10 protein-coding genes are annotated in these 14,405 nt (G+C 66.4%); 3 read left to right on the top strand and 7 right to left on the bottom strand.

What is annotated here, in order from left to right:
* Positions 1-66 precede the first annotated feature (66 nt).
* Positions 67-1,479 (bottom strand): amidohydrolase, encoded by a 1,413-nt coding sequence (locus tag VSX77_RS14395; protein WP_338425293.1) that lies wholly within the window; start codon positions 1,477-1,479, stop codon positions 67-69.
* A 3-nt stretch (positions 1,480-1,482) separates the two neighbouring features.
* Positions 1,483-3,105, bottom strand: a complete 1,623-nt coding sequence (locus VSX77_RS14390; RefSeq protein WP_338425292.1) for a peptide MFS transporter — start codon at positions 3,103-3,105, stop codon at positions 1,483-1,485.
* Positions 3,106-3,289: 184 nt separating this feature from the next.
* Between VSX77_RS14390 and VSX77_RS14385 the strand changes: the two genes are divergently transcribed.
* The gene (locus tag VSX77_RS14385; RefSeq protein WP_338427282.1) at positions 3,290-3,871 is read left to right on the top strand and encodes a nitroreductase family protein; all 582 of its coding nucleotides are present in this window, start codon (positions 3,290-3,292) and stop codon (positions 3,869-3,871) included.
* A gap of 71 nt (positions 3,872-3,942) precedes the next feature.
* Positions 3,943-4,290, top strand: a complete 348-nt coding sequence (locus VSX77_RS14380; RefSeq protein ID WP_338425291.1) for a GntR family transcriptional regulator — start codon at positions 3,943-3,945, stop codon at positions 4,288-4,290.
* 207 nt (positions 4,291-4,497) lie between these two features.
* Here the strand turns inward: VSX77_RS14380 and VSX77_RS14375 are convergent, their stop codons facing one another.
* From VSX77_RS14375 to VSX77_RS14360, 4 genes are all read right to left on the bottom strand, one after another.
* Positions 4,498-6,336, bottom strand: coding sequence for a tetratricopeptide repeat protein (locus VSX77_RS14375; RefSeq protein WP_338425290.1), 1,839 nt, complete (start codon positions 6,334-6,336; stop codon positions 4,498-4,500).
* Between the two features lie 155 nt (positions 6,337-6,491).
* Entirely contained in the window at positions 6,492-7,868 is a 1,377-nt protein-coding gene (gene prsR / locus VSX77_RS14370; protein ID WP_338427281.1) for a PEP-CTERM-box response regulator transcription factor, read from the bottom strand.
* A gap of 8 nt (positions 7,869-7,876) precedes the next feature.
* Complete coding sequence (prsK, locus tag VSX77_RS14365) at positions 7,877-10,000, bottom strand: XrtA/PEP-CTERM system histidine kinase PrsK (RefSeq protein WP_338425289.1); 2,124 nt, start codon at positions 9,998-10,000, stop codon at positions 7,877-7,879.
* Between the two features lie 2 nt (positions 10,001-10,002).
* Positions 10,003-11,391 carry a TIGR03013 family XrtA/PEP-CTERM system glycosyltransferase gene (locus VSX77_RS14360; protein WP_338425288.1) on the bottom strand — a complete coding sequence of 463 codons (1,389 nt, stop codon included), beginning with the start codon at positions 11,389-11,391 and terminating at the stop codon, positions 10,003-10,005.
* Positions 11,392-11,575: 184 nt separating this feature from the next.
* On the opposite strand from VSX77_RS14360, the gene VSX77_RS14355 reads away from it, so the two are divergent.
* Positions 11,576-13,405: a DUF885 domain-containing protein gene (locus VSX77_RS14355; RefSeq protein ID WP_338425287.1), complete on the top strand. Its 1,830-nt coding sequence runs from the start codon at positions 11,576-11,578 to the stop codon at positions 13,403-13,405.
* 78 nt (positions 13,406-13,483) lie between these two features.
* Here VSX77_RS14355 and VSX77_RS14350 read toward each other — a convergent pair whose 3' ends face one another.
* Positions 13,484-14,368 carry a LysR substrate-binding domain-containing protein gene (locus VSX77_RS14350; RefSeq protein ID WP_338425286.1) on the bottom strand — a complete coding sequence of 295 codons (885 nt, stop codon included), beginning with the start codon at positions 14,366-14,368 and terminating at the stop codon, positions 13,484-13,486.
* Positions 14,369-14,405: the final 37 nt, after the last annotated feature.

The raw sequence follows: 14,405 nt of genomic DNA, 5'->3' as shown, positions 1-14,405 counted from the left end.
GCACGAACGATGGGCATCTCGACTTCGCTCGATGCAAACGGGAGGGAAAGGCGGTGAAGGGCTTGCTCATTTCACATCTCCTTCACCCGGCTGTCCCAGTTCGAAATCGCTCACCGGCCGCCGTTTGGGGTCCATCGCGTCGAACATCAGCGCGCCGTCGATCCAGACCTTTTCGGGCCGCGTATAGGCGCTGAACGGGTTGCCGTTCCACAGCACGACGTCGGCCATCTTGCCCGCTTTCAGGCTGCCCGTCTGCTCGGCGATGCCCAGCGCCTTGGCGGGATTGTACGACAGCCAGCTCCACGCCACGGCGTCGCTGACGTCGATGCCCATGCGGCGCCCGGCCTTGAGCGCCTTGGCCGCTTCCTGATTGAGCCGCTGGATCTGGTTCGCGTCGTCCGAATGGACGATCGTGCACGCGCCTGCATTGTGGACCAGCGGAATATTCTCGTTCACGCTGTCATAGGCTTCCATTTTGAAGCCCCACCAGTCGGCCCACATCGCCGAACAAATGCCCTCTTTCGCCAATATGTCGGCGATCTTGTAGCTTTCGACCGCGTGGTGAAAGGTCGATACCTTGTACCCGAATTCCTTCGACATATCGATCACCAGCGCCATTTCGTCGGCGCGGTAGCAGTGATTGTGGATCAGGATTTCGCCCGACAGCACGCCGGCGAGCGTTTCCATCGCCAGGTCGCGATCGACCGCCTTGCCGTCGTCCATCTTCTTCTTGTACGCGACCGCCTTCGCCCAGGTCGCGCGGTTGACCGCGAAATTGCCCATGCGGGTCGAGGGCATCCGCCCCTTGCCGCCATAGACGCGCTTCGGATTTTCGCCGCACGCCATTTTCAGGCCATAGGGCGCGCCCGGGAACTTCATCCCCTGCACCGTGCGCGCGGGCACATTCTTGAGTGTGATCGACCGCCCGCCCATCAGGTTTGCGCTGCCCGGCAGAATCTGGAGCGCGGTCACGCCGCCGTTCGCCAGCGCGCGGCTGAACCCCGGATCCTGCGGCCACACGCTATGTTCGGACCAGACTTCGGGCGTCGTCGGCGACGTCGCCTCATTGCCGTCGTCGTGCGCGTCGACGCCGGGCGACGGGTAATCGCCAAGGTGGCTGTGGATGTCGATGATGCCCGGGGTCAAAACCTTGCCCGTCCCGTCGATCACGTCATACCCCGCCGGGATCGCCGTATCGGCGCCGCCGACCGCTTCAACCTTGCCGCCTGCGAAGATCACGACGCCATTGTCGATCCGCCCGCCTTCGCCGTCGAATATCGTCACCCCGCGCACAGCCGTCGGCCGCCCCGCATAGGGCTTGTAGGTCGATGGATAGGGGTTTTTGTCGAACTTCGTCGGCTTCTCGGCGTTCGCCGCGGGCTTGTCCCCCGCCGACGCCGCACTGCCGCCCGTCGCCGCACAGCCGACAAGCGCCAGCGACACCGCAGCCAGCAGGCTGCCTTTCACACCAGTCTTCATGGATTACGCCCTTTTTGGTTCGGGATGGATACCCGCCGCTTGTGCCTCGGCCTCGCCAACGCCCGCCAGACCGTCGTCGCGGTCGCGCAGCGTATCGAGGTGCATCCAGCGCTTGACGATCGGACTGACGAGCAGCACCGCCACCGCCGCGCCGATCGATATCCAGCCGAACAATTCATAGATGTCGAGCAGGCCCTGCTTGGTCATCTGCCCGTCGTGACCGCCGGTCGCCTCGCCGATCTTGCCCGCCACGAAATTGCCGACCGCGGTCATATAGAACCATGCGCCCATAATGAGCGACGCAAGGAAGCTCGGCGCCAGCCGGTTCATCGCGCTCAGTCCCACCGGGCTGAGACAGAGTTCGCCGGTCGTCGCGAAGAAATAATAAGCGAACACCAGAAACACCGGCGTCATCGCGGCGACGCCATAGGCCTCGGCACCCCACACCAGGACAAGGTTGGCCAGCCCCATCTGCGCGAGCGCCAGGCCGAACTTGGCGGGCGCCGAAGGCTCCGCGCCGCGCTTGCCGAGCCATACCCAGAGCGCGGCAAAGATCGGCGCGACCAGGATGATGATGATCGGGTTGATCGACTGGAAGATGCCCGCGGGCACGCCGCTGCGATCGACGAAACGATCGGTGAACAGGTTCATCGACCCGCCCGCCTGTTCGAACAGGCCCCAGAACAGCGGATTGAGGCTGATAAGGAACAGGATCGCGAACATGCGCTCGCGCGGTTCCTTTTCGAGCTTCAAACTCTCGTAAAGAACGTAGCCGAGGAGCGCGATGCCCGAGACGACGAGCAACGACTGGATCACATCCTGATATTGCACGAGCGCCCAGATCACCGCGACCGACGCAAAACCGATCGCGTAGATCGTCATTTCGCGCGATTTCGCGAGCGGCGCCGGCGCTTCGCCCGCGCCGTTCAGCACGCCCTTGCCCAGCACGAACACGACCAGACCCGCGAGCATCCCGATGCCCGCAAGGCCGAATCCAAAGCCCCAGCCGATCGTCTGGCCAAGATAGGCGACCAGGATCGTGCCGAGCGCCGCGCCGACGTTGATGCCCATGTAAAAGATCGTATAGGCGCCGTCGCGGCGCGTATCAGTGAGCTTGTAAAGCTGCCCGACCATCACCGAGATATTGGCTTTCAAAAAGCCCGATCCGACGATGATGAAGGCCAGCGCGGCCCAGAAGACGTTGATCGTCGGATCATCCTGCCCGCCAACGCCCTCGACCGCCATCAGGCTGTGCCCCGCGGCCAGCAGCAGGCCACCGAACAGCACCGCCTTGCGCTGGCCCAGATAACGGTCGGCCAGATAGCCGCCGAGCACCGGAGTAATATAAACGAGGCTGGTATAGGCCCCATAGATCAGGCTCGATTTGCTGTCGCTGAACAGCCAGTGCTGCGTCAGATAGAAAATCAGGATGGCGCGCATGCCATAATAGGAGAAACGCTCCCACATTTCGGCGAAGAAAAGCATGTAGAGGCCCTTGGGGTGGCCTGCGAACTCGGGTTTCCGGCTGGTGGCGATCAGCGCACCGATGCTCAGGAAACCCGCTAATACGATCAGCGCGATGGCCGCGATCCAGTCGCCCTCCTGCCAGAGGCTCATGTCTTTCATCAAAGCGTCCCTTTTCCCGATTATCGTGGGCGCGGCTCCCCGCCGCGCGAATGGGGCAACCTAGCGCGAAAATTGCGTATGGGAAGAATCTAATTGCGCGCGAAACTATCGTGATCGCGCGGCATAATGTTGCGAACCGTTCGCAACACTTGCGCTCGCCGTCGCAAAAGGCCACATGGCCGCGATGTTCAACGACACCTCCTCGCTCCTCGCCCACCTCGCGACCCGCCGCTCGGGCAAAGCGCGCGAAATGGTCGCGCCCGGCCCCGACGCCGCGCAGCTTCGCGCGATCATCGAACTCGCGCTGCGCACGCCCGACCATGGCAAGCTCGCCCCCTGGCGCATCGTCACCGTCGCCGACGACCAGCGCGCGGCCTTTGCGGATTTGCTCAAGCGCGCGTGGGTCAAGGAGAATCCCGGCGCCGCGAGCCTCAATCTTTCTGCGCTCGACCAGTTCGCGCAGCAGGCGCCGACGCTGCTCGTCCTCCTTTCCACCCCCGTGAAGGACGCGAAGATTCCGGTCTGGGAACAACAGATGTCGGCGGGCGCAGTCGGCATGAACCTGCTCCACGCTGCGCATGCGCACGGTTTCGTCGGCAGCTGGCTCACCGGCTGGGCCGCCTACAGCCCCGACGTCGCGGCGGCATTCGGCGCGGGTGACGGCGATCGCGTTGTCGGCTATTTCTTCTTCGGCACCGCCAGCGGCCCTCTGTCCGAACGCCCGCGGCCCGAATATGACGCGACCGTTCGTACTTGGGACATTTAATTTCATCATTGTCACAGGAGGCGCAATAAGCGGCGTTTGACTGTGCTGCTGTCTTATGGCATTAAGGCGCCATGCTCGATCAGTCCAAACCCGTGTACCAGCGCCTGCGCGATGTGATCGCCAACGCGATCCTCGACGGCACCTTTCGCGACGGCGACATGCTGCCGTCGGTGCGCAGCCTTGCCGCCGACGAGGGCGCCAATCCGCTCACCGTCGCAAAAGCCTATCAGACCTTTCAGGACGAAGGGCTGGTCACAGTGAAACGCGGCGTCGGAATGTTTGTCGCCGACGGCGCGACCGATCGCCTGCGCGACCTGATGCGCGCCGATTTCCTGACGAACGTCTGGCCCCCGGTCGCGCAGCAGATGCGCCGCATCGGCCTCGACGCGCGGACGCTGCTGGACTTGACCGAGGCCTGAGGTCGTCGGCCGGTTAGAGATTGGGAAATTGTCCTTGAGCCGTTGAGCTAGAGTCCCCTCCCGCAAGCGGGAGGGGCAGCGAGACTTACGAACTTGTTCGTTAGTCGCAGCGGGGTGGGCCATCGCACCGTCGCTGCCCACCCCCGACCCCTCCCGCAAGCGGGAGGGAGATGAATGGCCGCAATCGGTCGCGTCCAGCCACTCCCCCTACCGCCCGATCTGCGCCGCCTTCTCGCGCAAATCCGCCGCCGCCTGCCTTTTTCCCCGCCGCTCCAGCAGCGCCGCGTAAAATTCCATGATCCCCGCGTTCAGCGGCTGCAACCGATAGGCGCGGTCGATCAGCACCAGCGCGCGGGCATCGTCGCCCTTTGCCGCCCAGGCACGCGCGAGTTCGCGCAGCACCACCGCATCGCGGTCGCCGATCCGGCGCCGCACGCGGTCGAAATGCGCGATCGCCGCGTCCCACTGTTCGCGCTCCATCGCCAGATTGCCCGCGATCCGGTCGGCGGCGATGCTCGACGGCTGGCGCTCGCGCAGCGCCATGATCGCCGCGCCCGACCCCGCCGCATCGCCCGCGCGATAAAGCGCGTTCGCCAGCCGCAACGTCGTGCGCTCTCCCCCATCAAGATCGCGCGCCGCACGATACGCCTCTACCGCCAGCGCATAACGCCCGCCCGCCATCGCCGCATCGCCAAGCAGCATGTGCGCATCGGCGACCCCCGGATTGGCATCGCGCAGCCGCGCCGCCCGCGCGATCGCCCGTTCCGCATTGCCGCGCGCCAGATCGGCCGAAATCGCGGGGATCGCCGTGGCGGGATCGAGCGGCGCGGCATCGGCCGCCATCGTCAGCAGGCCATAATCCTCGTCGACCGCAAAGGGCACCGCCTCGCCGCGCGTCAGCGTCGCGGCGCGCGCCTGATAATCGGCCGACTCGATGTCGCGCCCCAGCTCGGCCGCCGCGCGCGCTGCGAGCAGCAGCGACCAGCTGTCGCCGTCGGGCCGCACGACGAGCGGGCGCAGTGCGGCCAGCGCCGCCTCGGCATCGCCGCCTGTCCATTCGGCCGCCGCCAACATGCGCCGCGCGGTGAAATTATGCGGCTGTTCGGCCAACAGTCGTTCGGCCCAGTTCGCCGCGACCGCCTCGCCGCCCAGTTCGAGCTCGACCACCGCGCTCAGCAGCATGAACCCCGGTTCGCTATCCATCTCGCCGCGTGTGCGTTGCAGCAGGCTGCGCGCGAGCGGGTAATTTCCGGCGCGCGCGGCGAGCACCGCCTGCAGATAATATATCCGGGGATCGCTTGGGACGAGCGCCGCCGCGCGGCGCAGCGCCGACAGCATGTCGCGATAGCGGCCAAGGTCGCCGAGCGTCGCCGCTTGGTCGATCAGCGCTGCGGCATTGCCCGGATCGGCGGCAAGCGCCTGGTCGTACCACGCCAGCGATGCGGTCAATCCTTCGGCCCTCCGCACCAGATTGGCCTTATACGCCAGCGCCCCGCTGTTCGCCGCGTCGAGTTCGATCGCATAATCGACCGCGTCGCGCGCGCCGCGCATATCGGCGCTGGCATCGCGAAACCGCGCGACATCGACCCATAGCGCCGAATTGCGCGGCAACGCGCGCACCGCGCGGTCATAGGCGTCGCGCGCCGCCCCCAGATTGCCGTTCGCAAGCTGGACGTCGCCCGCGACCCACGCGGCTTCGCCCCGCATTTCGGGGATGATCGGCCCGGCGTCGAGCGCCGCGAGCGCGCGCTGTCCGTCCCCCTGCAATGCATAGGCACGCGCGAGCAACGGGCGCAGCGCTGCGTCATTCGCCCCCGCCGCGAGCGCGCCCTTCACCGCCGCTTCGGCGCCAATCCCGTCGCCGAGCGCAATCGCCACGCGCGCGAGCGCGACGCGCTCGGCGATCGCCCTGGGGTCGTCGGCGATCGCCTGGCTCAACGCGGCACGCCGCGCTTCCAGCCCGCCGCGCGGAGATTCGGCCGAGCCGCCGCACGCCGAAAGCGCCGCCGCCGCGAGCAACAATGCGGTGAATGAGAATCCTCTCATCCATCGTCATCCTGAACTTGTTTGGCGCTTATCCATTTGTCATCCGCAAATTCGTCATTGCGAGCGAAGCGAAGCAATCCAGAGCGGTTTACGCTACACTGGATTGCTTCGCTTCGCTCGCAATGACGAAGGGATAAGGCGTTTCGTCGCCCCATTCAGCCCTGCATCCGATATTGCTTCAGCAAATCGTAAAGCGTCGGACGGCTGATCCCCAGAAGTTTCGCTGCGTGCGAGATATTGCCTTCGCTTTGCGTCATCGCGCGGCGGATCGCGACGCGGTCGGCGGCCTCGCGCGCGCTGCGCAGGTTCAGCCACGCCGCCTCGCCCCCTTCCCCGCCATCACTCGCCACACCGGCGATGTCGAGGTCGTCGCGCGTCAGCAGCTTGCCGTCGGCCATGATGACCGCGCGCTTGATCCGGTTTTCCAGTTCGCGCACATTTCCCGGCCATCGGCCTTCGTCGATCGCCTGCAGCGCGTCGGGCGCAAAGCCGCGTACGCCGGGGTTCATCTCGGGCGCATATTGATGAAGGAAATGGCGCGCGAGCAGAACCGCGTCGCCCGGCCGTTCGGCGAGCGAAGGGATTTTCACCACCATCTCGGCGAGCCGGTAATAGAGATCGTCGCGAAATCGCTGTTCGGCGATCATCGCATCGAGGTCGCGGTGCGTCGCGCAAACGATCCGCGTATCGACCGCGATCGCCTTGCGTCCGCCGATCCGCTCGATCGTCCGCTCCTGCAAAAATCGCAGCAGTTTGACCTGCAACGGCAACGGGATGTCGCCGACCTCGTCAAGGAACAGCGTGCCGCCATGCGCCAGCTCGATCTTGCCCTCGGTCGTCTTGACCGCGCCGGTGAAAGCGCCTTTTTCGTGCCCGAACAATTCGCTTTCGAGCAGATTTTCGGGGATCGCCGCGCAGTTGATCGCGACGAACGCGCCGTCGCGCCGACCGCTCGCCTCGTGCAGCCCGCGCGCCAACAATTCCTTGCCGGTCCCGCTCGCGCCCAGCAGCATCACCGATACATCGAGGCTCGCGACGCGCTCGATTATGCGCGCCACCTTCAGCATTTCGGGCGCGCCGGTGATCATGCCGCCGAGCACCCGGTTGTCGCTCGCCCCCTCGCTCGTCAACCGCGCATTCTCCACCTCCAGCTCGCGGACGTGAAATGCGCGCGCAACGATCAGGCCCAGCGCATCGATGTCGATCGGCTTCTGGTAAAAATCCCACGCCCCGCTTGCGATGGCGTTCAAGGCGCTCGCGCGCTCGCCATGCCCCGACACGACGATCACCTTGGTATCGGGCTTGGCCTCGATGATCGCTTTCAGCGTCCGGAATCCCTCGCGCGTGCCATCGGGGTCGGGCGGCAATCCCAGGTCGAGCGTCACGACGTCGGGCTCCTCGGCGCGCAGCATTTCGATCGCCGCGTCATGATCGCCCGCGACCAGCACCCGATAATCTTCATACGCCCATTTGAGCTGCGTCTGCAGGCCCGGGTCGTCCTCGACCACCAGCAGCTTGCGCTTGTCCGCCATCGCCTCGCTCATGTCCGTCCCGCTTTCATCATCTGCGCACCGATTGCCGCGCCGCCCTCCGCGTCGGCCAGCGGCAGCCACAGCGTGAAATTGCTGCCCCTGCCGGGTTCGCTTGCCACTTCGATCGCCCCCCCCATCGCCTCCGCGATCTGCAATGCTTCGAACGCGCCGAGGCCGAACCCGCTGTCTTTCGTCGAAACGAAGGGTTTGAACAGCTCGTCGCGAACAAACTCGCGCGTCATCCCGCACCCCTGGTCGATCACATCGATCCGCACCCGCCGCTGTTCGGCCACGGCGACGACCTGAACGGGCGTTTCGGCGGCCGAGGCGTCGATCGCATTGGCGACGAGATGGGCGACGATCTGCCGGATTGATCCCGCGTCGGCCCACGCCGCGAGCCCTGCCTTACAGCCGACGAACAGTTCGCGGCGCGGCCGTACTTCGGCGGCGATGTCGTTCAGCACCGGTTCGATCAGTACCCGCCCCGGCTCGGCAGCGCGCCCGCGTTCGCGCGGCGACAGTCGGACGAGCAGGTCGGACAGCCGCCCCGCCGAAATTTTAAGCGTCTGCGTCATGTCGGCGCGGAAATCGGGGTTGTCGGCGTGGCGCTCGGCGTTGCGCGCGAGCAGGCCCAGCTGGCTCGCCAGATTCTTGATGTCGTGCATGATGAAGGCAAAGCGGCGGTTGAACTCGTCGAAGCGCCGCGCTTCGGACAAGGCCTGCTGGCTCTGCGATTCGGCGATATAGCTCGCCGCCTGCTGCCCCGCGATGCGCAGCACGTCGAGGTCTTCCCAGTCGAGCGCGCGCGACACCGCCGGACGATGCAGCACCGCGATCGCGATCATCCGCTGAAAATGCAGCACCGGCACGATCACCCAAGCGCGCGTGTCGACGATCAGCCAGTCGGGGATCGCCAGATCCCGTCCCCCCACATTGTCCCCGCCCGTCCCGCGCCGCTCGGCATCCAGCTCGACGATATGCTGCGTTTCCTGAAGCATGAACGCCGATCGCAGCGACAGCGTCGCATCTTCGGCAATTCCGCCGGGCCAGCGCCATTGTTCGGCGATCCGAAAGCCTCCCGCCGCAGCCGGCGTCATCAGCAACGCGCCGGGACTGCCCGTCAGCTCGGCCAGTGCCTTGGCGACGCGGCGATACAGATTGCGGTCCTGCTCGTCGTCACCCTGCCCCAGCGTCGCGGTAAAGCGCATCCATTCGGCGCGATAATCATAGCGATGCTCGAAAAAATGCTTCGAGATCATCACCGACAGCCACGCCCGCGACCGGGCCGAAGCGAGCATCAGCGCCGCCGCGCCGAGCAGCGCGACCAGCGAAATCGCCTGCGCCAGCGTCGCATAATCGCCCCCCGCGGCGCGCGCGACCGCGACGGTAAACGCGATGAGGATCAGGTAGCTCGCGGCGCCGAGCAGGATCAGCGTGCGCGTGGCGGCCGTACGCGACAGCCGCATCCGCTCGCGCCCGACATCCATCGCGGCGACGACATAGGTCGGCAGCGTCAGCAGCGCGACCGCGGGGAGCAGCGCGATCAGCGCCGACGCGCGCATACCCGTCAGCGCGCCGATCAGTTCGACGTTGAGCTGATAGGCCCAGAGCATCGCAAAGCCGCCCGCGACCGCCATCACCGGCATCCTCAGGCCCGCGCCGCCGTGGCGCACGCCCGCGTCGAGGACGATGAGCCCGCCCACCGCCACGACCATCGCGACAATGACCAGTGTCCGTCCCATCCACGGGTCGGCCGCCGCCCCGCCGAACAAAAAGGCCGCTCCGCCAAACAACAGCGTCAGCAAACAGATCGTCGCGAGCATCCGCGCGATCAGCCGCAGCGGCCGCGACATCGGCGCGCGCGGCGACCAGAAGGTCGCGCCGAGCCACATCAGCATCGCCAGGTCGCGCAGCATCTGCGCGACGATCACCTGCGGCGCACCCGGCGTAAACGCCATCATCGCCCCCGCCCACAGCGCACTCGTCGCGGCCGCGAGCGCAAGCAGGCGCGGCGCGGGCATCAGCGCCGCCATGCGCTGACGCGGCCGCACCAGCAGCCACAGCGCCGCGCCGGCAAATCCCGCGAGCGCCATGGCCGACAGAATCTGCGAAAGGCTGTCCAGCCCCGACACGGCTACCGCGCCCCCTCCGGCCACAGCACCACGCGCACCGTCTGGAGAAGGATCAGCAGGTCGAGGAAGGGCGAATAATTTTTGGCATAATAGAGGTCATATTCCAGCTTCACGCGCGCATCCTCGACCGACGCGCCATAGGGATAGTTGATCTGCGCCCAGCCGGTCAGCCCCGGCTTCACCATGTGCCGCTCGGCATAATAGGGCAGCGCCTTTTCGAGCTCGGCGACAAAGCTCGGCCGCTCGGGGCGCGGCCCGACAAAGCTCATGTCGCCCTTGAGCACGCACCACAGCTGCGGCAGCTCGTCGATGCGCAGCGTGCGGATGATTCGCCCGACGCGCGTGATCCTCGGGTCGTTCTCGCTCGCCCAGACCGCCTTGCCCTCTGCTTCGGCGTCGGTGCGCATCGACCGGATCTTGAACATGTCATAGGGCTGGCCGAACAGCCCGACACGCGGCTGGCGGTAAAAAACCGGTCCGCGGCTGTCGAGCTTCACCGCGATGCCCGCGACGATCATCAGCGGCAGGCCGATGACGAGCACGATCAAGCTCGCGGCAATGTCGAACAACCGCTTGCCAACCTTCGAAATCCGCTGCCCCGCCGAAAAACCGTCGGAAAAAATGAGCCCGCTTGGATTGGTCGTCGCCAGGTCGACGCGCCCCGTCTCGCGCTCGATAAAGCTCGCAATGTCGTTGACATGCACCCCCGTCGTCTTGACGCGCAGCAGGTCGGCGAGCGGCAGCGCCTTGCGCCGCTCCTCGAGCGCCAGCACCACCTCGCCCGCGCTGAGCGCGACGACATGCTCGGACAGATTCGCAATCTCCTGCCGCGGCACCGCGTGCGGCACCGTCGTCTCGGCCCCGCTCATCGCGACGAAGCCCACGATGTCGAGCCCGCTTCCTGGCGCGTCGGCCAGCGCCGCAAGCCGCGCCGCGCGCGGACCCGCGCCGAGCACCAGGATACGGCGGCGAAAGGCGTCGGCCCCCGCCGACTGGGTAAGCGCGAGCCGGATCAGGAACAGCGCAGCGATCGCGATTCCCATCGCATAGACGCTGTTCGCGCGCCACAGCGTCGCGGTGGGCAGCAGGAACCGCAGCACCGAGAGAAAAATCACGCCGAGCGAGACCGCGGCGAGCAGGCGCGCGGTCGCAAAGCGCATCGAGCGCAGCCCTTCGCTTCCGTACATCCCCGTCGCCATCATCGCGAGCGAATTGGCCGCGGCAAAGGTCAGGAGTGGCAGCAGGCGCTCGCCCAGCGGCCCCGCGTCGAACCCTGCCTGCCAGGCGTAAATATGCCACGCCCCCTCGGCCGCGCCCAGCAGCGCGCCGAATTCGATGAGCGCGAGCCAGACGACCGCATGCGGAACATAATGTTTGAATAATCGGAACATGCGGACGCGATATTATCGCGCAGGCGTCAACTGTCGGTTAATTTTACACTTCGCTGCGCACGCGTTGGATCATGTTTCACCGCACCCCGATCAGCCCCTTGCACTCATACTGCCTTGCTATAATAACACACTTATCGGCGCGGGATCGTTTTCGCGCCCGCTCATTTTTTTCGGAGATTCTGTCATGCTTGACCGTCGCACCCTGCTTGCCGCCGCCGCGGCATCCTCGATGCTGGCCGGTGTCCGCTCGCCTGCGCGCGCCGCCCTTTCGGCAGTTCCCGACGGCGAGGGCGCGCGGCTCACCGCAATCTACGAGCGCATCTATGAGATGCTGCTCGACCAGGATCCCGAATTCGCGACCGCGCTCGGCGCCGACAAGGGCGACCGCGCCGCCGCCAAGGCAAAGCTCGCCGACCGCTCGCCCGCGGGGATCCGCAAGGGACACGATCTCTACCGCTACGGGCTGAAGCAGCTGGCGACGATCGACCCCACCAAGCTCTCCGGCATGGACCTCGTCAACTACGAAACCTTCCGCGGCCCCTGGGAGGATTATGTCAAAGCTTACGACACGTTCAGCTACGGCCTTCACAGCTGGCCTGAACCGCACCCGGTGACGCAGCTCAGCGGCACCTACCGCTCGATTCCCGACTTCCTCACCAACCAGCACAGCATCGCCAACGCCGCCGATGCCGAGGCCTATCTCGCGCGCTGCGCCGATTTCGCGGTCCAGCTCGACAATGAAACCGGACGGATTCAGGCCGATCACGCCGCGGGCATCATCCCGCCCGATTTTGTCATCGACCGCGCGCTGGGCCTGTTCGACAGCATCATGGCGCCCGCGCCCGACGCGAATATCCTGACCACCAATATCAAGGCCAAGACCGCCGAAATCCCCGGCAATTGGGCAACGCGCTGCGCCGCGATCGTTCGCGATAAAATCTATCCCGCGATGCAGCGCCAGGCCGCCGAACTCCGCGCCGTTCGCCCGCGCGCGACGCACGACGCCGGCGTGTGGCGCCTGCCGAAGGGCGACGAATATTATGCCTATGCGCTGCGGTTCGCGACGACGACAGGCATGTCGGCCGAAGAGGTTCACCAGCTCGGCCTCGACCGGATGGCCGCGCTCACCGCGCGCGCCGACGCGATCTTCAAAAAGCAGGGCATAACGAAGGGCACCGTTGCCGAGCGCCTGCGCGCGCTCGGCAAGGATCCGCGCTTCCTCTATCCCAACACCGACAAGGGCAAGGCCGACCTCATCGCCAAACTCAACGAGCAGATCCAGGAAATCCAGCGCCGCCTGCCCGAGGCGTTCGGCCGCCTGCCGAAAGCGAAATGCGACATCCGCCGCGTCCCGCCGGAGATCGAGGCAGGTGCGCCGGGCGGCTATTATCAGATCCCGGCCGCCGATGGATCGCGCCCCGGCGCTTATTATATCAACCTGCGCGACACCGCCGAAAACCCCAGCTGGACGCTGCCGACGCTGACCTATCACGAGGCATCGCCGGGGCATCACCACCAGATCGCGCTCGCGCAGGAAGCGACCGGCATCCCGCGTCTGCGCCGTCTGCCCGCCTATTCGGTCTATACCGAGGGGTGGGGCCTCTATGCCGAACAGCTCGCCGACGAAATGGGCGTCTACGAAAACGATCCGTGGGGCCAGCTCGGCTATCTGCAATCCTACATGTTCCGCGCCGCGCGCCTCGTCGTCGACACCGGCCTCCACCATTTTCGCTGGAGCCGCGAAAAGGCGATCGCCTATTACAACGACTCGCTCGGCACCGCCGAAGCGTCGAACATCACCGAGATCGAACGCTATTGCGTGTGGCCGGGGCAGGCGACCAGCTACATGGTCGGCCAGACGCGCTGGGTCGCAATCCGCGAAAAGGCGAAGGCTGCGCTCGGCGACAAGTTCGACCTGCGCGGCTTCCACGACACTGCGCTGTCGGCGGGCGCGATGCCCGCTTCGGTGCTCGAATCGCTGATCGACCGCTGGGTCGCCGCACAAATGGCCTGATGCTTCTCCGCCCGCCCCCGATCCTTCCGAAGCCGGCCTGACGGTGGCGCTTCGGCAGGATCGGGGGCAGCGGTTTGTCTAGGGCGCCGCAAGCGTCAGCAACCGCGCCGCCAGCTCCAGCGCCGCCGACCGGCTCTCGCCCGCGCGCATCCCGATGAAATGCGCCGCCGGATTGGGCTCGGCGCGCGGCGAAACATAGGCCAGCCGCCCCGACGCCACCGCCGCGGAGGCGAGCGGACTGCGGAGCAGCGCCACGCCCAGCCCCGCCTCGGCCGCGGTCAGCACCGTATCATAATCCTCGAACCGCCGGTCCTGCCAGCGCGGGCGATAGCGCGACCCGGCAACGCCCAGCCACGCGCGCCAATGCGCGACATCTGAATCGTGCAGCAGCGGATGCCGCAGCAGCGCCTCGGCATCGGCATCGACGCCGATCTTCGCCGCCAGCTCGGGCGCCGCGGCGGGACGCAGCGTCTCGCGAAACAGCAATTGCGTCTCAAGCCCCTCCCACGAACCGCGCCCGTACCGGATCACAATATCGGCTTCCTGCGCGGTCAGGTCGATCGGGCGGTGATCCATCGCCACCTCGACATGAATATTGCCGCGTTCCAGCTCGGCGAGGCGCGGCAACAGCCACAGGCGCGCGAACGCGGGCACCACCGCCAGCCGCACCGTCGGACGCCCTCGCCGCGGCCGCCACTGGTCGGCGCTGCGCGACAACAGGCCCAGCGCCTGCCGCGCCTCGGCGGCGAACCGCTGTCCCGCGGGGGTCAGCCGAACCCCACGCCCATGCCGCGCGAACAGGCTGGTGCCCAGCCAGCTTTCCAGCGCCGCGATCCGGCGGCTGACCGATCCGTGCGTGATGCCCATTATCTCGGCCGCGCCGGTGAACGACCCCGCCTCCGCCGCGGCGAGCATTGCATTGAGTCCGTCGAGCGGTGGCAGCGGGTCCAAGCTGTGCGTCATACGCACATAAAGCTCTCGATCGGTGCGATATGTCAAG

Origin of the sequence: Sphingopyxis sp. TUF1, assembly GCF_036687315.1 — a bacterium.
GTDB classification, from domain to species: domain Bacteria; phylum Pseudomonadota; class Alphaproteobacteria; order Sphingomonadales; family Sphingomonadaceae; genus Sphingopyxis; species Sphingopyxis kveilinensis.
Note: the sequence above shows the minus strand (reverse complement) of the source record. Positions and strands in the feature narration are given on the sequence as shown.